General features: G+C 71.1%; 15 protein-coding genes. 7 read left to right on the forward strand and 8 right to left on the reverse strand.

Annotation, left to right across the window (positions count from 1 at the left end; all coding sequences use genetic code 11):
- Positions 1 to 255: 255 nt before the first annotated feature.
- On the reverse strand, positions 256 to 1380 hold the full coding sequence (locus tag ACFY9I_RS29250) for a mechanosensitive ion channel domain-containing protein (RefSeq protein WP_391006967.1): 1125 nt from the start codon (positions 1378 to 1380) through the stop codon (positions 256 to 258).
- A gap of 108 nt (positions 1381 to 1488) precedes the next feature.
- On the opposite strand from ACFY9I_RS29250, the gene ACFY9I_RS29255 reads away from it, so the two are divergent.
- Complete coding sequence (locus ACFY9I_RS29255) at positions 1489 to 2058, forward strand: dienelactone hydrolase family protein (RefSeq protein WP_391006969.1); 570 nt, start codon at positions 1489 to 1491, stop codon at positions 2056 to 2058.
- Positions 2059 to 2086: 28 nt separating this feature from the next.
- On the opposite strand, the gene ACFY9I_RS29260 is transcribed toward ACFY9I_RS29255, so the two are convergent.
- The 3 genes from ACFY9I_RS29260 to ACFY9I_RS29270 all read right to left on the reverse strand — a co-directional run bounded on the left by ACFY9I_RS29260 (position 2087) and on the right by ACFY9I_RS29270 (position 8079).
- The gene (locus tag ACFY9I_RS29260) at positions 2087 to 3742 is read right to left on the reverse strand and encodes an alkaline phosphatase D family protein (RefSeq protein WP_391006970.1); all 1656 of its coding nucleotides are present in this window, start codon (positions 3740 to 3742) and stop codon (positions 2087 to 2089) included.
- Between the two features lie 313 nt (positions 3743 to 4055).
- Complete coding sequence (locus ACFY9I_RS29265) at positions 4056 to 4676, reverse strand: calcium-binding protein (protein WP_391006972.1); 621 nt, start codon at positions 4674 to 4676, stop codon at positions 4056 to 4058.
- 127 nt (positions 4677 to 4803) lie between these two features.
- The gene (locus ACFY9I_RS29270; protein ID WP_391006974.1) at positions 4804 to 8079 is read right to left on the reverse strand and encodes an AAA family ATPase; all 3276 of its coding nucleotides are present in this window, start codon (positions 8077 to 8079) and stop codon (positions 4804 to 4806) included.
- Between the two features lie 222 nt (positions 8080 to 8301).
- Here ACFY9I_RS29270 and ACFY9I_RS29275 point away from each other — a divergent pair, with 222 nt between their 5' ends.
- On the forward strand, positions 8302 to 8949 hold the full coding sequence (locus ACFY9I_RS29275; protein WP_391006975.1) for a hypothetical protein: 648 nt from the start codon (positions 8302 to 8304) through the stop codon (positions 8947 to 8949).
- Between the two features lie 141 nt (positions 8950 to 9090).
- On the opposite strand, the gene ACFY9I_RS29280 is transcribed toward ACFY9I_RS29275, so the two are convergent.
- From ACFY9I_RS29280 to ACFY9I_RS29290, 3 genes are all read right to left on the reverse strand, one after another.
- Positions 9091 to 9891, reverse strand: coding sequence for a thioredoxin domain-containing protein (locus ACFY9I_RS29280; RefSeq protein ID WP_391006977.1), 801 nt, complete (start codon positions 9889 to 9891; stop codon positions 9091 to 9093).
- A gap of 159 nt (positions 9892 to 10050) precedes the next feature.
- Complete coding sequence (locus ACFY9I_RS29285; RefSeq protein WP_391006979.1) at positions 10051 to 10734, reverse strand: hypothetical protein; 684 nt, start codon at positions 10732 to 10734, stop codon at positions 10051 to 10053.
- Positions 10735 to 10827: 93 nt separating this feature from the next.
- On the reverse strand, positions 10828 to 12153 hold the full coding sequence (locus ACFY9I_RS29290; protein ID WP_391006981.1) for a DUF2252 family protein: 1326 nt from the start codon (positions 12151 to 12153) through the stop codon (positions 10828 to 10830).
- Positions 12154 to 12380: 227 nt separating this feature from the next.
- Between ACFY9I_RS29290 and dnaE the strand changes: the two genes are divergently transcribed.
- Complete coding sequence (gene dnaE, locus ACFY9I_RS29295) at positions 12381 to 15920, forward strand: DNA polymerase III subunit alpha (RefSeq protein WP_391006982.1); 3540 nt, start codon at positions 12381 to 12383, stop codon at positions 15918 to 15920.
- A 103-nt stretch (positions 15921 to 16023) separates the two neighbouring features.
- On the opposite strand, the gene ACFY9I_RS29300 is transcribed toward dnaE, so the two are convergent.
- Complete coding sequence (locus ACFY9I_RS29300; protein WP_391006984.1) at positions 16024 to 16188, reverse strand: hypothetical protein; 165 nt, start codon at positions 16186 to 16188, stop codon at positions 16024 to 16026.
- 242 nt (positions 16189 to 16430) lie between these two features.
- On the opposite strand from ACFY9I_RS29300, the gene ACFY9I_RS29305 reads away from it, so the two are divergent.
- The 4 genes from ACFY9I_RS29305 (at position 16431) to ACFY9I_RS29320 (ending at position 20444) form a co-directional block, all read left to right on the forward strand.
- Positions 16431 to 17645 (forward strand): NYN domain-containing protein, encoded by a 1215-nt coding sequence (locus ACFY9I_RS29305; protein ID WP_391006986.1) that lies wholly within the window; start codon positions 16431 to 16433, stop codon positions 17643 to 17645.
- Between the two features lie 142 nt (positions 17646 to 17787).
- The gene (locus ACFY9I_RS29310) at positions 17788 to 18813 is read left to right on the forward strand and encodes an ATP-binding cassette domain-containing protein (RefSeq protein WP_391006988.1); all 1026 of its coding nucleotides are present in this window, start codon (positions 17788 to 17790) and stop codon (positions 18811 to 18813) included.
- A gap of 106 nt (positions 18814 to 18919) precedes the next feature.
- Complete coding sequence (locus tag ACFY9I_RS29315; protein WP_391006990.1) at positions 18920 to 19744, forward strand: ABC transporter permease; 825 nt, start codon at positions 18920 to 18922, stop codon at positions 19742 to 19744.
- A 34-nt stretch (positions 19745 to 19778) separates the two neighbouring features.
- On the forward strand, positions 19779 to 20444 hold the full coding sequence (locus ACFY9I_RS29320) for a DUF2567 domain-containing protein (RefSeq protein WP_391006992.1): 666 nt from the start codon (positions 19779 to 19781) through the stop codon (positions 20442 to 20444).
- Positions 20445 to 20553: the final 109 nt, after the last annotated feature.

Here is a 20553-nt window from a genome sequence, read left to right on the forward strand (position 1 = left end):
GAGCCGGGCCGAGTGCCGGCCCGGCTCAGGGACGCCCTCGGTGACAAGCCCTCGGTGACACGAGGGGGGAGACCGTACTCACCCGGTCACCGTACGCAGAGAACAACCGGCGAATCGGTGACCCTCGCGCTCATCCGTTCTGGGGCGGCCCCCTGCTCGGGGGGCCGCCCCAGGCCGCACCGGTTCTCGCTCACGCCGGTTCTCTCGCCTCTCCGCTCACTCGCGTGCCTCCTCGCACAACCGACTCCTCCGTACTCATGCCCGGTCCGTCGAACGCGGCGGCTCGTGGACGCGGCCCCGCGCGGTGCGGGGGAGCACGCCGTCGGTGTGGGCGTGGGGATGGGTCGGCGGCAGGACCGCGTCGGCGGTGTTGACGCGGGGGAGCGCGTAGGGGTGGGTCTCGGTGAGCCAGTTGATCAGTTGTTCGCGGACGGTGACTCGGACCGTCCAGAGGTCGTCGGGATCCTTGGCGGTGACAAGGGCGCGGACCTCCATCGTGGACGGGGTCGAATCGGTGACGGTCAGGTCGTAGTGACGGCCGTCCCAGGCGGGGCAGCCGCGCAGGATGTCGCGGAGCCGCTCACGCATCTCGGGCATGGGTGCGGCGTGGTCGACGTGGAGGAAGACCGTGCCGGTCATCTGGGCGCCGCCCCGGGACCAGTTCTCGAAGGGCTTCGAGGTGAAGTACGAGACGGGCATCGTGATGCGGCGCTCGTCCCAGGTGCGGACCGTCAGGAAGGTGAGGGTGATCTCGTCGACCGTGCCCCACTCACCCTCCACCACGACCACGTCACCGAGGCGGACCATGTCACCGAAGGCGATCTGCAGCCCGGCGAAGAGATTGCTCAGCGTGGACTGCGCGGCGATACCGGCGACGATGCCCAGGAGACCGGCCGAGGCCAGCAGCGAGGCGCCGGCCGCGCGCATCGCAGGGAAGGTCAGCAGCATCGCGGCCACGGCCACCACACCGACGATCGCCGAGACGACCCGCATGATCAGCGTCACCTGGGTCCGCACCCGGCGCACCCGCGCCGCATCGCGGTGGGCGCGGGCGTAACGGCTGTACGTCGTCTCCACTATCGCCGCCGCGATCCGGATCACCAGCCAGGCCGTCGCGCCGATCAGGACCAGCGTCAGGGCGCGCCCGATGGCGGTCCGGTGCTGCTCCAGCAGCTGCGCCTCGTCGTACGACGCTCTGAGGAAGGCCGCGCACAGGACCAGTTGGTAGGGGATGCGGCCGCGGCGCAGCAGGCCCCACAGAGGTGTCTCGTGGTGCCGCTGGTCCGCTTTGCGCAGCAGCAGATCGGTCGTCCAGCCGATGAGCAGCGTGAGGACGACCGAGCCACCGATGACGATCAATGGGCGGAGTAGGTTCTCCATGCCTTCGAACGTAACCGGCCGCACGGGGTGATGAACATGTGACTTCGGCCGCCCTCTGGGTATGTGCGCGCGGACGCGTTGTCGTACCCGGCTGGCACCATGGGCCTCATGAACATCGTGCTCTTCCACTCGACCTACGGTCTGCGGCCGGCCGTGCGCCAGGCCGCGGACCGGCTGCGCGCCGCCGGACACGAGGTGTGGACCCCGGACCTCTTCGGCGGACGGACGTTCGACACGGTCGAGGAGGGCATGGCCTTCAACGAGGAGCTGGGGAGGGAGGAGCTGCTCAAGCGGGCGGTGCTGGCTGCCGCTCCCTACTCCGAGCGAGGGCTCGTCTACGCCGGGTTCTCGTTCGGCGCGGCTACGGCGCAGACCCTCGCCCTGGGTGACAAGAACGCCCGTGGGCTGCTGCTTCTGCACGGCACGTCGGACATCGCCGCCAGTGCCTCCGTGGACGACCTGCCCGTCCAGTTGCACGTCGCCGAGCCCGACCCCTTCGAGCCGGACGACTGGCTGAGCGCCTGGTACCTCCAGATGCGCAGGGCCGGCGCGGACGTAGAGGTCTACCGCTACGCCGGCGCCGGGCACCTCTACACCGACCCCGAGCTGCCCGACTACGACGAGGAGGCCGCCGAGGCCACCTGGCGGGTGGCCCTCGGCTTCCTCGACTCCCTCTGAGACCTACGAGGAGCTCCGCACCGGGGACCTACACCGGGTCGTACGTGCGCTCCACCTTCTGCGTCCCGCTCCGCGTCCGGTACGAGCGCGCCCAGGTCGACCTCGCGTCGGCCTTCGTACGGTCGGAGAGGACGTAGAAGTCCATCTGCGCCCGTGCGGCGGTGATGTCCAGGACGCCGTAGCCGTGCCGGTCGGTGTCGACCCAGTGGACGTGCCGGTTGGCGGCGCGGATCAGCGGGGAGGCCACCGCTGAGACGGTGCCCTCGGGGACCTTGACGAGGTCGTCGAGGTTGTCTGAGGTGACCGAGGTGACGACGAACTCCGTGGCGGCGGAGGCCGAGAGTGGGTACGTACCGGCGTTGACCGGCACGTCGTTGGCCCAGGCCATGTGGATGTCGCCGGTGAGGAACACGGTGTTGGTGATCGCGTTGGTCCGCAGATGGGCCAGGAGTTCGCGGCGGTCGTCGGTGTAGCCGTCCCACTGGTCGGGGTTGAGGGCGAGGCCCTCCCTCGGCAGGCCGAGCAGTTCGGCGAGGGGCTCGAAGAGGTCGGCCGTGAGGTTGCCCAGGGCGAAGGGGGCCATCATCACCGGGTTGCCCACCAGCCGCCAGGTCGTGTCGGAGGACTTCAACCCCGCCTTCAGCCAGTCGAGCTGGGCCCGGCCGGTCAGCGTGCGCTCCGGGTCGTCGACCTCGCCGTCGCCTACCCCCACCTGCTGCGAACGGAAGGAGCGCAGGTCGAGCAGGGAGAGGTCGGCGAGCTTGCCGAAGCGCAGCCGGCGGTAGGTGGTGCCCGCGATCGCCGGGCGCACCGGCATCCACTCGAAGTACGCCTGCTTGGCGGCCGACTGACGGGCCGCCCAGGTGCCCTCCGTGCCCTCGGTGTGGTTCTCGGCGCCGCCCGACCAGGCGTCGTTGGCGATCTCGTGGTCGTCCCAGATCGCGACGCACGGCGCCGCCGCGTGCAGGGCCTGAAGGTCCAGGTCGGTCTTGTATCGGCCGTGCCGGACGCGGTAGTCGGCGAGGGAGACGATCTCGTGGGTGGGCGCGTGCGGTCGTACGACCTTGTCGCGGGTGCCGTACTCGCCGGTGCCGTACTCGTAGATGTAGTCGCCGAGGTGCAGCCAGGCGTCCAGGTCGCCGCGGGCGGCGAGATGGCGGTAGGCGGCGAAGTGGCCGCCTTCCCAGTTGGCGCACGAGACCACACCGAAGCGCAGGTGGGCCGTGCCGGCGTCGGCGGCCGGGGCGGTACGGGTGCGGGCGACGGGCGAGTCGGTGCCGCCGGCGGAGAAGCGGAACCAGTGGTCGGTGGCGGGCGCGAGGCCGCGTACGTCCGCCTTGACGGTGTGGTCGGAGGCTGCGGTCGCGGTGATCGAGCCCTTGGCCACGATGTTGGTGAACGCCTTGTCCAGGGCGACGGTCCAGCCGACCTCGATGTCCGGGCCGAGCCCGGAACCGGGTATCGCCGCGGGGGTGGGTGTCACGCGGGTCCACAGCAGGACACCGTCGGGCAGCGGGTCTCCCGAGGCGACGCCGTGCAGGAAGGCGGGGGCGTCGGCGGCGCTCGCCGGGAGCGCGGCGGTCAGCGGGGCCGCGAGGACGGCTCCGGCCGCGGCGGCCTTGACGACCGTACGGCGGCTCGGGGCGGGGGAGTTGGGGCTGGAGTGAGATCTGCGACTGGTCACGGGCGATCAGATTACTGATGGGTAAGGCGGGAGGTAAGACAGGAGACGCGAGATACGCCCAATGTTCAGGCGGCCGTGCGCTGTTGGTATGCCCGTGCACCTGGGGGGCTCGACCAGGGGAGCGGTGGGCGATGCTCGACCATGGGACTGGTCGGCGGTGCTCGCCCCTGGGAGTGGTGGGCGATGCTCGTCCTTCGTGCACCGGGCGGGGCTCGGCCTTTGTGCACCGGCCGGGCTCGCCCGCTCCGGCCACCGGCTCAGTGGTGCGGTGGCCGGAGCGGGCGGCGACCGAGGTGTCGTCAGCCGCCCGTCGTCAGTCGTCGCAGGAGAACTCCCGGTCGCCGACATCGCTCACGCAGACGTCCCTGCCGAGGTCTCCGTCGGAGTAGTCGTTGCCGCCCAGGCCGTCCTGGGCGGTGATGCGGTCGTTGCCGGCGCCGCCCACCATGGTGTCGTTGCCCGTGCCCCCGACGATGTCGTCGTCGGCGGATCCGCCGTAGAGACTGTCGTCCCCCTCCGCGCCGCTCAGGACGGCGCGCTGGCCGGTGCCCAGGGCGTGGAGCTGGTCGTTGCCGGTCTGGCCGTAGATCGAGGCCCGCAGACTGGCCTGCAGCAGCACCGAGTCGTTCAGGTCCCCGGTCTGGATGATCAGCGTCCGGGTACCGGCCGGGCAGGTCACGGAGTTCGCGGTCCGCTGTGTGCAGCCCGCGCCGGCGGTGACCGTGTCACCGGTGTCGGTGATGACGACGTTGGTGCCCGAAGCGGTGACGGTGATCCGGTTGGCCTTGCCCGCGGCGGCGTTGACATTGATGAAGGCCGAGTTCGCGGTGACGCCGGTCGCGGCGTGCGCCTGCCCGGCGGACAACAGAACCGCCGCCCCCATCGCCGTCGCCGTCACTGCCGCCTTTAACCCCTTGCGGGTGGTGAGTCCCATGCTGCTCCTGTGGTTGAACGGGCCGATGCCGACCGCCTTTCGAGGCGGCCGACGAGCGGGTTCAGCATGTCCCGGCGGGGGAGGGGGGGACATGGGGGGACAGCCCCCAAATACGGTGCGGCGGGCCTCAGTGGCCGTCGGCGTACCGCTTGGCCAGGGTGATCAGGGCGGCTCGGTCGGGGCTGTCGGTGCGGTGGCGCAGGCTGGCGAGGTGCTTCTCCACGGTGCGCGGGGAGAGGAAGAGATGGTCGGCGATCTCCTGGTTGCCGAGTCGGCCGCCGAGCAGGCGCAGGACCTCGTACTCCCGGGCGGTCACACCGGCGCGCCGCAGTTCCCGGGGGACGGTGTCGTGTCCCTGGCGGCGGCGGGGAACGGGGGAGCCGGCCTCGCGGAGCAGGGCACGGCACGCGGCCGACACCCGCGTCGTGCCCCGCTCGTGGAAGAACTGCTCGGCGGTGCGCAGCCATTCGACGGGCCGGCCCCAGCCGTCGGCGAGCGCGGCCTGGGCGCCCAGACGCAGACAGAGGTGGGCGGCCAAGGGGATGACGGCGGTCCCGGTCAGGGATTCCTCCGCCGTCTTGGCGGCTTCGGCGGCTCGGCCCTCGCGGCCCAGCAGGACGGCCCGGGACCAGCCGGCGAAGGGACGGTCCCAGTGGACCTGGGTGAGCCGGGCGGTGCCGGGGCCGTCCAGTTCGGTCCAGTCGGTCGCGCCGCGCAGGGTGCGCAGCAGGAGGTACGGGCCGAGGAACCCGGTGACACCACGGGTGCTCGGCAGGGCCCGCATGACCCGGTCCGCCTCGGCGAACTCTGCCAGCGCGCGGTCGGGTTCCTCCCGCAGCAGTGAGCAGATGCCCTGGGCCCAGCCCCACACGGAGGTGTCGGCGTAACCCCACACGGCGCCCGCGCCCTGCCCGGCCAGCGCGCGCTCCAGGGCACGAACGGTGGCTTCGAGCTTCTCCCGGTCGCCGAGCGAGGCGGCGATGATGCCGTCCACGCCGACGCCGATCAACTCCACCTCGCGCAGCCGTAGTCTGCGGGCCGTCGCCCCGAGCCGCCGGGCGCACTCCGTCGCCCGGTCGTGTTCGTCACGCAGCACATGCGCGAGCGTCAGATGCATGTCGGCCCAGGCCGTCATGAGCACAGCGCCGGTCTCCTCGGCGGCCCCGCGCGCCGCCAGGAGCCGGTCCGTGCCGGTGAACCGGACCCGGTCGAGCACGCCCAGTTCCAGCAGGCCCCGGATGCGCCACACCGGCATCGTGTGGGCCTCGGCGGTGCCGACCAGCCGGGTGAACGCGTCCTCGGCCGCACCGAGGCTGTGGGGCCTCAGGCAGTATCCGAGCATGTTCAGCGCCTTGCAGGCCACCTCCGGCAACCCCACCTCCTCGGCGGTGGCGACCGCCCCCTCGGCGAGTGCTCGGGCGCTCTCCAGCCGGTCGGGGCGCTGTGAGTTGAGCACCAGGTGGGCGGCGACGGCGTCCAGGGCGGCGCGGGAGGCCGGGGCGGGTGTGTCGCCGAGCAGCTCCCTGGCCCGCCGTACGGCGGTCAGGCCCTCCTCCCACCGCTGGGCGGTCGCCGCGGCCCTGGCCCGCGTCAGGAATCCCGCCGCCCGCCGGCCGGCCGGCGCGCCCCAGGCCGTCAGGACCCGCTCCAGCCGGTCCCCGAGTTCGGGAACCCGCCGTACGTCACCGGTGAGGACCAGCGTGGCGAGCAGCTCCTCCAGCAGCCGGGCCACGGCCTCGGGTGGCGTGTCCGGGGTGTCGGCGGTCAACTGCAGGCCCCGGTCGAGGAGTTCCACAGCCGTCAGCAGAGCGCCCCGCGCGACCGCCTGTCGCCCGGCCCGGGTGAGCAGCACGGCCGCCCGTGCCCGCCGGCCACCGGCCACGCACAGCTCGGCGGCGAGGCGGGACAGGTCGTCGTCGACGTCTCCTGTGGGGAGGGTGAGGCGGGTGGCGGGGTCTGCGGATGTGGGGAGGGTGAGGTGGGTGCCGTCATCCGCGGACGTGGGGAGGGCAAGGAGGTTGCCGGTCTCTGCCGACGGGGGCCATGCGAGACGGCTGCCGGGCTCTGCGGATGGAGGGGTGGGAGGTACGTCCGTCTCGGGGCCAGGGGCGCTCCGCGCGGCCGGCGTGCTCGTAGTGGCCGACGTGCTCGGCGCGCCCGGCGTGCCCGGGCGTGTCGAGTTGTCCCCGGCGGCGTTCATCCCCGCGTGGCTCGCCCCTCGCGCTCCTGTCGCCGCCTCGATAGCGTCCGCCGCGGCCAGACAGAGGGCCGCTCGCTCCGGCGGGAGCAGCCGCCCGGCGATGGCGTCGGCGGTCAGGGCGTGGCGGAAGGTGTGCCAGCCGGGTTCCGACGGGGCGGCGGCGCCGGAGACCAGGTGGGCGCGGGCGGCGTGGCGGAGCTGGGCGAGGGCCGTGGCGTGGTCCAGGCCCGCGGCGCGGGCGGCGATGTCCACGGGGAAGCGTCTGCCGAGGACCGCCGCCGCCTCCAGCAGGGCGACACCCGGCGGCGGCAACTGGTCCACACGCTGCAGAACCGCGGCGGCGACGGTCGCGGGGACCCCGGCCTCGAGCGAACCGGCCACCGCCCAGCGGGAGTCCCCCTCCCGCACGAGACCGCCGCCGTCGACCATGGCCCGCAGCAGTTCCTCCACCACGAAGGGGACGCCCTCGGAGACGGCGTGCAGTCGGTCCAACACCGCCGCCGGAACGTCCTCGGCGCCCTCGTGCCCCAGACAGCGGGCGGCCAACTCGGCGGTGCCGACGGGCCCGAGGCGTTCGAGGCGGAGCGTACGGGCCGTACGCCGGGACGCGGCGGCCTCGGCGAGGTCGAGCGCCGGGCCGGACTCCCCGCGCAGGGTGGCCAGCAGAACGGCCCGCTGACCGGAGAGGTTGTCCGTCAGATAGTCCACGACGGCGAGCGTGTCGGCGTCCGCGTCATGCAGGTCCTCCAGGACGAGGACGCAGCCGCCGTCCCGGCCGAGGACGTGCAGGAGTCGCAGGACCGCCTCGGCGTACCCGACGAGCGGCGCGCCGTCCTGGGGTGCCAGTCCGCACAGCCGGGACAGCAACGGCTCGTAGAGGCCCAGCTCGACGCCCGAGGGCGCCCCCTCGCCGCGCAACCCCGAGAACACCGCCTCCGCCAGGGGGCGCAACGGCACCGCACGCCCCGCGGAGGCGGCCCGCCCGCGCAACACCCGTGCCCCGTCGGACGCGGCGGCGGACGCGGCTTCCTCGACGAGCCGGGACTTGCCTATGCCCGGCTCGCCCAGCACGAACACCGACGAACCCCGCCCGTCCCTGGCCGCCCCGACGGCGTCGGCCAGCAGGTCGCGCTCCGCCTCCCTGCCGACCAGGGCGGGTGACGACAACGACGACAACGACGGCAACGACGAGAACGACGACAACTCCAGGCTCCCTGCGCCCTGTTGGGACGGTCGAATGCGCCTTCGAGGCGTACAGGTTAGCCCCCGCTCTCACAGCGGCCGCACACCTACATGGGGGATCTTCCCCGATACCCGGGGGCACGGCGTCCGGCACGCTGCTGTCTCGGCAGGGCAGGGGGGACAGGGCATGGCCCGGGGGACATGCCCTGCCTGCTTCTCGTTCTTTCGGCAGGGAGGTCGTCAATGCAGCGTGCCCGGATGTGGGTCACCGCCGGAGTGCTGGGCATGGTCCTGTGCGGGTGTTCGTCACCCTCCGGGACCTCCGGGACCTCCGGGGGAGGGAGCGGCGGGTCGTCGGCGGCCGGGGCCGCCGGTGCCGCCGAGGACGAACCGGAGGTGCCGGTGACCACCCAGGACCTGGAGCGGGTCTGCACGGACGGGCTCGGCTTCGCTGGGCTGCCGGCCTATGACCCCAAGAAGAAGACCGTGCACCCGGCACAGCTCATGAACAGCACCGGTGACGGCTGGACGAGCGGTGTGCCCGCCGACGGCGACTTTCCCAAGGGCTGGTTCCTCGACTACGGGGACAAGCCCGCCCAGGCGGAGCTGGTCGTCTGCGTCGAGCGCACCAAGGCCACCGCGACCGGCAAGGTCTGCGACATGGAGGCCGACGGCAAGCCGCTCAAGATCCGGACGTACAACACCGCGTACCGGCTGCGCGTGGTCGAGGCGCGCACCGGCAAGGAACGGTACGAGCACACCGGCAAGGTCGAGTCCGACGAGTGCCCGTACTACATCTTCACCTCGGAGGGCGAGGACGCGGACAAGTACTACAACGAGGTCGAACCAAAGGACTACCGCAAGCGGGTCAAGCCCTTCATCGCGCCGTAGCCGGGCATGAGTGCGGGCGCCCCCGAGGGAATCCTCAGAGGGTGCCCGCACTCAGGGGGGCGAACGGCGTAAACCGGCGGCGCAAACCGGCGGCGAAAACCCGCGGCGCAAGCGCACGGCGCGGGCACCGGCGTGCAGGCGTTACTTGGTGATCCCCGCGTTCTTCAGCGCCGTCTCCCACTCGGCGGGTGAGGACGGGTTGGTGATCTTCTTGTTGTTGATCTTGATGGTCGGGGTCGACCGGACGCCCTCGGCGTCGTCGAAGGACTTGCTCATCCTCATCGCCCAGGCGTCGTAGGTGCCCTTCTCCACGGCGTCCTGGAACTCCTTGTTGTTCTTCAGGGCGTCGACCGTGTTCGCCACCTTGATCAGATAGCCGTCCTTGGCGAACTCGTCGGTCGACTCCGAGGGGTGGTACTTGGCGGAGTACAGGGCGGCCTTGTAGTCGAGGAACGCCTCGGGGCTGACGTTCAGGGCGGCGCCGAGCGCGCTGAGGGCGTTCTTCGAACCCTCGCCCATGAGGCTGCCGTCGAGGAAGGTGCCGAGCGTGAAGGAGAGCTTGTAGTCGCCGTCCTCCATGCCCTTGTCGACCGTCTCGCCGACCGTCTGTTCGAAGCTGGCGCAGGCCGGGCAGCGCGGGTCCTCGTACAGGTGGACCACGTTGTCGGACTTGGAGTCGCCGATCAGCACGGTGGTGCCGTTCTTGCCCGAGGTGTTGGCGGGGGCGACCACCTTGGCGTCGGCGGCCTCCTCCCACTTCGTGGGCTTGCCGTTCTGGACGACGGCGTAGCCGATGCCGCCGGCTATCGCGAGGACCGCGACGATCGAGGACGCCACGATCGCCTGCCGCCTGACCTTGGCCCGCTTGGCCTGACGCTCGCGCTCCAGGCGCAGCCGCTCACGGGCCGCCGACTTCGCCGCGTTGCTGTTCCGCTTGCTCATGTGGGTGAACTCCCTGGGGACGCGCACGCGTGGTGCGCGGAAACGTGTGTACGTGTGGTCGGGGACCTGCTCCTGCTCAGGAGGTGGTCACGCGAAGGTGACCAGAAGCGGTCACGCGAAGGTGACCAGAAGCGGTCACGCGAAGGTGACCGAAAGTGGTCACGCGAAGGTGACCGAGCACGGCGGTCCACGCCGTCCCAGGGAGTGGGTGTGGAGGAGGGTGCGGGCGGTGGCCGGGCGGTGCGCGGTGCGCGTCGGCCGGTGCTCCGCCCGGGCGGGCAGTACCGCGACCACCGCGACCGCGATCAGCAGCGGCCGGAACCCGGCGGCGACCGCGGCGTCCAGCAGTTGGGCCAGCGCCCGCTCGCCGCGCCGCAGCCAGGCGGCGGCCAACAGCCCCACGCCGATGTGCGCGGCGAGCAGCAGCCAGGCGGCGGCCGGGCCGGCACCGGCCAGCAGCGTGGACGCCCGCTCGGAACCTCCGGTGACCCGCGCCAGCGGTGCTCCGACGCTGCCGCCGCACAACACATCGAGCCCGAGCTGGCGCAGCGGACCCGTGACCGGGCCGCCCGCCTCGCCGTAACAGGCGTGCTGACCGGCGGTGAACACGGTGTCGGCGGCCAGTTCCAGCGGAACCAGCACACCGGCGATCCGGCCGAAGCCGCGCTCTCGGCCCGCCAGCGCGTACGAGACGGCGAAGACGGCGCCGGCGATCACGGCGACGGTCGTCAGCGGCAGCGGGACCCCGGACAGCAACACGTGCGACGCGGTGCCGAGCGTCACGACGACCGTCGCGAACAGCGCCGCGCGTACGGCTCTGAGAGGGGTCCCGGATATGTCCATGGCGTTGGAAAGTCTCCCATGCGCTCACGTAAGGGACCGCTAAAGGCCCCTCGCCGCTAAGGCCCCTTGCCGCCGACGGTGGACGACGGACGTCTACAGGCCGGGGATCCGGCCGTTGCGGAACAGGTCGACGAAGATCTGGTGGTCCGCACGCGCGCGTGCCCCGTAGGAGTGCGCGAAGTCCACCAGGAGCGGCGCCAAGCCCTCCTCGTCGGCCGCGATGGCCGCGTCGATGGCCCGCTCCGTGGAGAACGGCACCAGGGACTGCCCCGTCAGGTCGTCCGCCGCCGCGTGCATGGTGGCCGTGGCCCGGCCGAGGTCGGCGACGACCGCCGCGATCTCCTCCGGGTCGTCGATGTCGCTCCAGTCCAGGTCCACCGCGTACGGCGACACCTCGGCGACCAGCTGCCCGGCGCCGTCCAGCTCGGTCCAGCCCAGCCACGGGTCGGCGTGCGCCTGAAGGGCCCGCTGCGAGATCACCGTGCGGTGGCCCTCGTGCTCGAAGTACTCCCGGATCCGCTGGTCGGTGATGTGCCGGGAGACGGCCGGGGTCTGGGCCTGCTTGATGTAGATCACGACGTCGTTCTCCAACGCGTCGCTGTTGCCCTCCAGCAGGATGTTGTACGACGGCAGCCCCGCCGAGCCGATGCCGATGCCCCGGCGGCCGACGACGTCCTTCACCCGGTACGAGTCCGGGCGGGTCAGCGAGGACTCGGGGAGCGTCTCCAGATAGCCGTCGAAGGCGGCCAGCACCTTGTAGCGCGTGGCCGCGTCCAGCTCGATGGAGCCGCCGCCCGGCGCGAAGCGGCGCTCGAAGTCACGGATCTCCGTCATCGAGTCCAGCAGGCCGAAGCGGGTCAGCGAGCGGGCGTCCCGCAGCGCGTCCAGGAGCGGGCCCTCGGCGGTGTCCAGCGTGAACGGCGGCACCTCGTCCCGCTTGGCGCCCGCCGCCACGGCGTGGATGCGCTCGCGGTAGGCGGCCGCGTAGATCTCCACCAGCTCCGTGATCTGCTCGTCGCTGAGCGCCTTCGCGTACCCGATGAGCGCCACGGAGGCCGCGAAGCGCTTCAGGTCCCAGGTGAAGGGGCCGACGTACGCCTCGTCGAAGTCGTTCACGTTGAAGATCAGACGGCCCGTGGCGTCCATGTACGTGCCGAAGTTCTCCGCGTGCAGGTCGCCGTGGATCCACACGCGCGAGGTCCGCTCGTCCAGGTAGGGCCCGCCCGTCTTCTCCTGGTCCAGGTCCTTGTAGAACAGGCACGCCGTGCCCCGGTAGAACGCGAAGGCCGAGGCCGCCATCTTCCGGAACTTCACGCGGAACGCGGCCGGGTCGGCGGCCAGGAGCCGGCCGAAGGCGGTGTCGAAGACGGCGAGGATCTCCTCGCCGCGTCGCTCGTCGTCGAGCTGCGGAACCGACATCGCTGGGTGCCTCCTGGGGGATCACGGGTGGGTCGGCTTCTCAACGTCCGAGGAGTCGCGGGAGTGCCCACGACTCCTCCCCGAAAGGTACGGGGGAGCCCCCTCCTCGTGTCAGTCCCGAGGCATAGACTTCGACGCTGTCCCCCAGACTGTCCGCAGCCCGTGGGGAAGTCGTTCACGCCCGTTTTCCACGCCTGTTTTCCCCGTGTCCCCTGGAGGCCGAAGCCGTGTCAAAGCCGCCGTTCACGCACCTGCACGTCCACACCCAGTACTCGCTGCTGGACGGTGCCGCGCGGCTCAAGGACATGTTCAACGCGTGCAACGAGATGGGCATGACCCACATCGCCATGTCCGACCACGGCAACCTGCACGGGGCGTACGACTTCTTCCACTCCGCGAAGAAGGCCGGCGTCACCCCGATCATCGGCATCGAGGCGTACGTCGCCCCCGAGTCCCGGCGCAACAAGCGCAAGATCCAGTGGGGCCAGCCGCACCAGAAGCGTGACGACGTGTCCGGTTCCGGTGGTTACACCCACAAGACGATCTGGGCGGCGAACAAGACGGGCCTGCACAACCTCTTCAAGCTCTCCTCGGACGCGTACGCCGAGGGCTGGCTGCAGAAGTGGCCCCGGATGGACAAGGAGACCATCTCCCAGTGGTCCGAGGGCCTCATCGCCTCCACCGGCTGCCCCTCCGGCGAGCTGCAGACCCGGCTGCGCCTCGGCCAGTTCGACGAGGCACTGAAGTCGGCGGCGGAGTACCAGGACATCTTCGGCAAGGACCGGTACTTCCTGGAGCTGATGGACCACGGCATCGAGATCGAGCACCGGGTCCGCGACGGCCTGCTGGAGATCGGCAAGAAGCTCGGCATCCCCCCGCTGGTCACCAATGACTCGCACTACACATACGCGCACGAGGCGACCGCGCACGACGCCCTGCTGTGCATCCAGACCGGCAAGAACCTCTCCGACCCGGACCGCTTCAAATTCGACGGCACCGGCTACTACCTGAAGTCCACGGACGAGATGTACGCCATCGACTCCTCGGACGCCTGGCAGGAGGGCTGCGCCAACACCCTCCTCGTGGCCGAGCAGATCGACACCACCGGCATGTTCGAGGCCCGGAACCTGATGCCGAAGTTCGACATCCCCGAGGGCTACACGGAGGTCAGCTGGTTCCGCGAGGAGACCATGCGCGGAATGCACCGCCGCTTCCCGGACGGCATCCCGGACGACCGCATGAAGCAGGTCGAGTACGAGATGGACACCATCATCTCGATGGGCTTCCCGGGCTACTTCCTCGTGGTCGCCGACTTCATCATGTGGGCCAAGAAGCAGGGCATCGCGGTCGGCCCCGGCCGAGGTTCCGCGGCCGGCTCGATCGTCGCGTACGCCATGGGCATCACCGACCTCGACCCGATCCCGCACGGTCTGATCTTCGAGCGGTTCCTCAACCCCGAGCGCATCTCCATGCCCGATGTCGACATCGACTTCGACGAGCGCCGGCGCGTCGAGGTGATCCGGTACGTGACCGAGAAGTACGGCGCCGACAAGGTCGCCATGATCGGCACCTACGGCAAGATCAAGGCGAAGAACGCCATCAAGGACTCCGCGCGCGTGCTGGGCTACCCGTACGCGATGGGCGACCGGCTCACCAAGGCCATGCCCGCCGACGTCCTCGGCAAGGGCATCGACCTCAACGGCATCACCGACCCCTCCCACCCGCGCTACAGCGAGGCGGGCGAGATCCGGTCGATGTACGAGAACGAACCGGACGTGAAGAAGGTCATCGACACCGCCAAGGGCGTCGAGGGCCTGGTCCGGCAGATGGGTGTGCACGCGGCCGGCGTGATCATGTCCAGCGAGCCCATCGTCGACCACGCCCCGATCTGGGTGCGGCACACCGACGGCGTGACCATCACCCAGTGGGACTACCCGCAGTGCGAGTCGCTCGGCCTGCTGAAGATGGACTTCCTCGGCCTGCGCAACCTCACGATCATGGACGACGCCATCAAGATGGTGAAGGCCAACAAGGGCATCGACCTGGAGATGCTCGCCCTCCCGCTGGACGACCCCAAGACCTTCGAACTGCTCTGCCGCGGCGACACCCTCGGCGTCTTCCAGTTCGACGGCGGCCCCATGCGCTCCCTGCTGCGCCAGATGCAGCCCGACAACTTCGAGGACATCTCCGCCGTCTCGGCCCTCTACCGGCCGGGCCCGATGGGCATGAACTCGCACATCAACTACGCGGAGCGCAAGAACAAGCGCCAGGAGATCACGCCGATCCACAAGGAACTGGAGGAGCCGCTCGAAGAGGTCCTCGCGGTCACCTACGGCCTGATCGTCTACCAGGAGCAGGTGCAGAAGGCCGCCCAGATCATCGCCGGGTACTCGCTCGGTGAGGCCGACATCCTCCGCCGTGTGATGGGCAAGAAGAAGCCCGAGGAACTGGCGAAGAACTTCACCATCTTCCAGGCCGGCGCCCAGAAGAACGGCTACAGCGACGAGGCCATCCAGGCCCTGTGGGACGTCCTGGTCCCCTTCGCCGGCTACGCCTTCAACAAGGCACACTCCGCCGCGTACGGACTCGTCTCCTACTGGACCGCCTACCTCAAGGCCAACTACCCGGCCGAGTACATGGCCGCGCTGCTCACCTCGGTCAAGGACGACAAGGACAAGTCGGCGGTCTACCTCAACGAGTGCCGGCGCATGCGCATCAAGGTGCTCCCGCCGAACGTCAACGAGTCCGAGCACAACTTCGCCGCCCAGGGCGACGACGTGATCCTCTTCGGCCTCGAAGCCGTGCGCAACGTCGGCACGAACGTGGTCGAGTCGATCATCCGCAGCCGCAAGGCCAAGGGGAAGTACGCCTCCTTCCCCGACTACCTCGACAAGGTCGAGGCGGTCGCCTGCAACAAGCGCACCACGGAGTCGCTGATCAAGGCGGGCGCGTTCGACACGATGGGGCACACCCGCAAGGGCCTCACCGCGCACTTCGACTCGATGATCGACAACGTGGTCGCGGTCAAGCGCAAGGAGGCCGAGGGCCAGTTCGACCTCTTCGGCGGCATGGGCGAGGAGGAGAGCAGCGAGCCGGGCTTCGGGCTTGACGTGGAGTTCACCACCGAGGAGTGGGACAAGACCTATCTGCTCGCCCAGGAGCGGGAGATGCTCGGTCTCTATGTCTCCGACCACCCGCTCTTCGGGCTGGAGCACGTGCTGTCGGACAAGGCCGACGCGGGCATCGCCCAGCTCACCGGCGGCGAGCACGCGGACGGCGCGGTCGTCACCATCGGCGGCATCATCTCGGGCCTCCAGCGCAAGATGACCAAGCAGGGCAACGCCTGGGCGATCGCCACGGTGGAGGACCTCGCCGGTTCCATCGAGTGCATGTTCTTCCCGGCGACCTACCAACTGGTCTCGACCCAACTCGTCGAGGACGCGGTCGTCTTCGTCAAGGGCCGTCTGGACAAGCGCGAGGATGTGCCGCGGCTGGTCGCGATGGAGATGCAGGTCCCCGACCTGTCGAACGCGGGCACCAACGCCCCGGTGATCCTCACCATCCCGGCCACCCGGGTCACCCCGCCCATGGTCAGCCGGCTCGGCGAGATCCTCACCCACCACAAGGGCGACAGCGAGGTCCGCATCCGACTCCAGGGCCCGACCAAGACGACCGTCCTCCGCCTCGACCGGCACCGGGTGAAGCCCGACCCTGCCCTGTTCGGTGACCTGAAGGTGCTGCTCGGCCCGTCCTGCCTGGCCGGCTGAGCGGGCCCCGGCGGGCCGACGGGCGCACACGCGCGAGGGGCGCATCCGGATCACCGGATGCGCCCCTCGGTGTACCCGGGCTGCAACAGCCCGTGCACGCAGATCAGTTGTGACCGAAGCGCTTGTGCCGCCCCTTGCGGGCCATGTCGCCGGGCGTCATCGGGGTCGCGTGCTGCTCGGACTGCGGCTCCACCGGGGAGCGCTGCGTCTCCTGCCGTGCGCGCTCGGACTGCGGCTGCTTGCGGTCCTGCTTCTTGTTCTTGGCCATGGTGATCTGCCTCCTGTGGGGGATCTAGGGGCCAGGGCCGCGACCAGACTCACATGACACGACAAGGCGCGCATGTTGGAAAATCACCGTCCGTGACGAGAGTGGTCGAAGCGAGTGCCACGACGACGGGCCCCATCGGCGAATCGCCACGCCGAAGATCGAGTTCCGGCCGTTAACCTCCGCGTGGTCGGGCAGACTCGAAGGAAGCCCGAAGCAAACCTCCCGGAAAGAGGGTGGATCGCGTGGACCGCTGCATCGTCCTGGTGGACGCCGGGTATCTGCTCGGCGCGGCTGCCAGCCTCCTCGCCGGGGAACCCTCCCGCTCCCGCATCTCCGTCGATCACGCCGCCCTCATCCAGGGGTTGCGTGAGCGCGCCGAGGCCGACACCGAGCGGCCGCTGCTGCGCATCTACTGGTTCGACGGCGCCCCCGACCGCGTCCCGCAGCCCGAGCACCGCAGGCTGCGCGTGATGCCCCGGGTGACCGTACGGCTCGGCGCCCTGACCCGCAGCGACGGGCGGTGGGCACAGAAGGGCGTGGACGCCGCCATGCACGCCGAGCTGACCGAGCTGGCCCGCAACCGCGCCTGTTCCGACGTGGTCCTGGTGACCGGCGACGGGGACCTGCTGCCGGGCATGATGGCCGCCAAGGAGCACGGCGTCGCCGTGCACCTGTGGGCGGTGCAGGCCGCCGACGGTGACTACAACCAGTCCGAGGACCTGGTCGCCGAGGCGGACGAGCGGCGCGTGCTCGACCGGATGTGGATCACCAAGGCCGTACGGGCCAAGGACCTCGGCGGGGCCTGCGCGCCGCGGCCGGTGCCGGAGATCGCCGCGATCCTCTCGGCGCCGCTGCCGGAGTCGGCCCACGCCGCCGCCGAGCGGGCGCCCGTGGAGCCCGAGCACGCCTCGGCGGCCGACGCCTCGCCGAACGGGACGGAGGAGCGGACGGCCACACCCAAGGGCGTACCGACACCGAAGGATCTGGCGGCGATGCGGGGGCCGGGGGCGCACGCCGTGCAGCACCCGGCCACCGCGACGCTGCGGTGGTCGTCCGACAAGGGGTGGGTCGACCGGCCCGGCGGCGCGGCGGAGCCGCCGGAGGCGGCCGCGATGCCGACGCTGGCGCAGCTCACGAGTGCGGAGCAGCGGTGGGCCGACCGGGAGGAGGACATCACGACCGTCGGGGGCGACCCCTTCGAGGTCGGACAGGTGTTCGCGCGACGGTGGATGGCACGGCTGACCGACCAGTCCCATCTGCAGAAGCTGTCGGGGATGTATCCGCGGGTTCCGCACCGGGTGGACGGGGAGTTGCTGCGGTACGCGGCCCGGTTCGGGTTGCTGGCACACAAGGACGACCAGATCGACGAGCACGACCGGTACGCGATTCGCGCCGGGTTCTGGCGGGAGATCGATGCGCGGACGGGGGCCGAGCACGCGCCGGCGGGAGAGCGCTGAAGGCGCCCAGCGGCTCGGGGCCGACTGTTGGGGGCGGCTGCGCATGTGTCGTGGCTGGTAGTGCGGTGTCCCCGCCCCTTGGGGGCTCGGCTGGGCGACCCAGAGGAAATGCGGCACCCAGGACCCCGTAGGCTCGTCCCTCGTGAGTACGCGTACGGCACAGTCGGTCCGGCAGGGTGGGGGCGTCGTGTGTGCTGTGCGGGGACTGACCAAGACGTACCCGGCGACGCGCGGGCGGCGCGGGGCACCGGGGACTCCCGAGGTGCGGGCCAATGACGCGGTCGCGCTGGAGGTCCGGCGCGGGGAGATCTTCGGGCTGCTCGGTCCCAACGGGGCGGGCAAGACCACGCTCGTTCGGCAGCTCACCGGGCTGATGCGGCCCGATGACGGCACCGTGGAGATCCTGGGCCATGACATCGTGCGGCACCCGGAGCGGGCCGCGCGGATCCTCGCGTATCTGGGGCAGGAGTCGACCGCCCTCGACGAGCTGACCGTGGCGCTCGCCGCCGAGACCACCGGGCGGCTGCGGGGACTCGACGTACGGCGGGCGCGGGCCGAGCGGGACGCCGTGCTGGCGGAGCTGGGGCTGACCGAGCTCGCCGCCCGGCCCCTGAAGAAGCTGTCCGGCGGGCAGCGGCGGCTCGCCTGCTTCGCGACCGCGCTCGTCGGTGAGCGGCCGTTGCTGGTCCTCGACGAGCCGACCAGCGGTATGGACCCGGTGGCCCGGCGCGCGGTGTGGGCCGCCGTCGACCGGCGCCGCGCCGAGTCGGGCACCACCGTGCTGCTGGTCACCCACAACGTCATCGAGGCGGAGACCGTGCTCGACCGGGTAGCGGTCCTCGACAAAGGGCGTGTCATCGCCTGCGACACGCCGACCGGACTGAAAGAGCGGGTCGCGGGCGAGGTCCGTGTCGAACTGGTCTGGCGCGAGAAGGCCCCGCTGGACGTGCCCGAGGTCGCCGCGCTCCGCCCGCGCGCAGTGGAGTCCGGGAGCCGCTGGACACTCCGGCTGGCCCCGGAGGAAGCCCGCGCCGTGGTGGCCACCGTGACCGGGGGCGCCGCCTTCGTCGCGCTCGACGACTTCACGCTCGCCACACCGAGCCTGGAGGACGTCTACCTGGCGCTCGGCGGCAGCGCGGGCAGCGCACAGGGGCTGGTCAAGGGGTGAGGGACGCGGGCGTGATCCGGAGAACAGCCGGTGCGGATGTGAACGGCAGGGCTGCCGCGGCCGTACGAGAATGGGCGACAGCCGAAGCGAAGAGGAGCAGCTCGACGTGAGTGTCGTACCCGCCGAGATCCTGCCGGGCAGCGCCCTGGCCGTCGAGGAGCACGCGGAGCGCGGAGCCGCCGAGCTCGGGCCCCGCGCGCGGCTGTGGCCGTCGCTCTGCGCGGTGTACCGGGCGCAGCTCTCCCGTGCACGGGTCGCGCGGATCCCGCTGCTGTTCGTGGCCACCTTCCAGTCGATCGGGATCATGATCCTGATGCGCGGTGTGGTGGACGGCGGAGCCGAGGCGCATGCGGTGGTCGCCGGTTCGTCGGTGCTCGTCGTGGCCTTCGTCGCGCTGAACCTGCTGGCCCAGTACTTCGGGCAGCTACGGTCCAGCGGTGGCCTCGACCACTACGCGACCCTGCCCGTGCCACCGGCGGCCGTGGTGCTGGGCGCGGCCGGCGCGTACGCCTCCTTCACCGTCCCCGGCACCCTGGTGACCGCCGTCTTCGGATGCGTGCTCTTCGGCCTGCCGATGGTCCACCTCTGGGTGCTCGTCGCCGTGATCCCGCTCGCCGGGGCCGCGCTCGCCGGACTGGGCGCCGCGCTGGGACTGCTCGCCCCGCGCCCGGAACTCGCCACCGTGCTCGGGCAGCTCGGCATGTCGGCGGCGCTGCTGCTGGGTGTGCTGCCGGCCGACCGGATGCCGGGCTTCATTCAGTTCGCACGGGATCTCCTGCCTTCGACGTACGGCGTGGAGGCCTTCGCGCGGACGTTCGCGCCGAATCCCGACTGGGCGTTCGTCCTGGGTGACCTCGCCGTGTGCGCGGGCGTCGGTGTCGTCTCGCTCGCGGTCGCCACCTGGGCGTATCGTCGGGCCGCCGTCCGGTGACGCGGCGCACAGCCCGGCCTGGCACGATGGCAGAGTGACCGCACCGTTGACTCCTCCTCCGCACAACCAGCCGCCGAACGACCCCTGGGCTCCGCCGCCCACCAGCGGTGGGGGCGAGGGGCATCTCTGGTACGAGCCGGAGAAGCCGGCCGGCCCCGGGCTGAAGACCGAGCTGATCGAGGCCGTCGTCGTCACCGTGGTCATGGCCCTGCTCGGGGGTGCGCTGCTCGGAGTGCTGTGGTGGTGGCTGGCGCCGCATGTGCCGCTCGTCTCCGACGGGTCGGCGGTCTACTTCAAGGACACCGAGGGCGAGCAGGCCGTCGGTGTCGACGGCACGTTCACGTTGCTGGCGCTGGCCATGGGCGCGGTGAGCGGACTCGTGGTCTTCCTGCTGCGGCGGCGTGGCGGTGTGCCGCTCGTCGTGGCGCTCATGGTCGGTGGGCTGCTGGGGGCCGTGCTGGCCTGGCGGCTCGGAGTGTGGCTGGGTCCCGGGATGGATGTCGCCGCGCGGGCGAAGGAGGTCGGGCAGGGCGTGACGTTCTCCGCGCCGCTGAAGCTCGCGGCGAAGGGGGCGTTGCTGGCGTGGCCGTTGGCGGGGTTGCTCGTCCAACTGGGGCTGACGGCTCTGTTCGGGCCTCGGGATCCCGAGGCCTTCGAGGACGAGCAGCCGAAGGACGGGTACGGCGCGCCGGTCGTCTGACGGGCGCGGGTGCGGGGGGGTGCCTCTATGTCCTTCGTCAAGGCCCGGCTGGTCATGCGGTGGCTGCTTCGGGGAGCCGTGATTCGTAGAAGGTGCCGTCGCGGAGCAT

Origin of the sequence: Streptomyces sp. NPDC012510 (assembly GCF_042955065.1) — a bacterium.
Classification (GTDB): domain Bacteria; phylum Actinomycetota; class Actinomycetes; order Streptomycetales; family Streptomycetaceae; genus Streptomyces.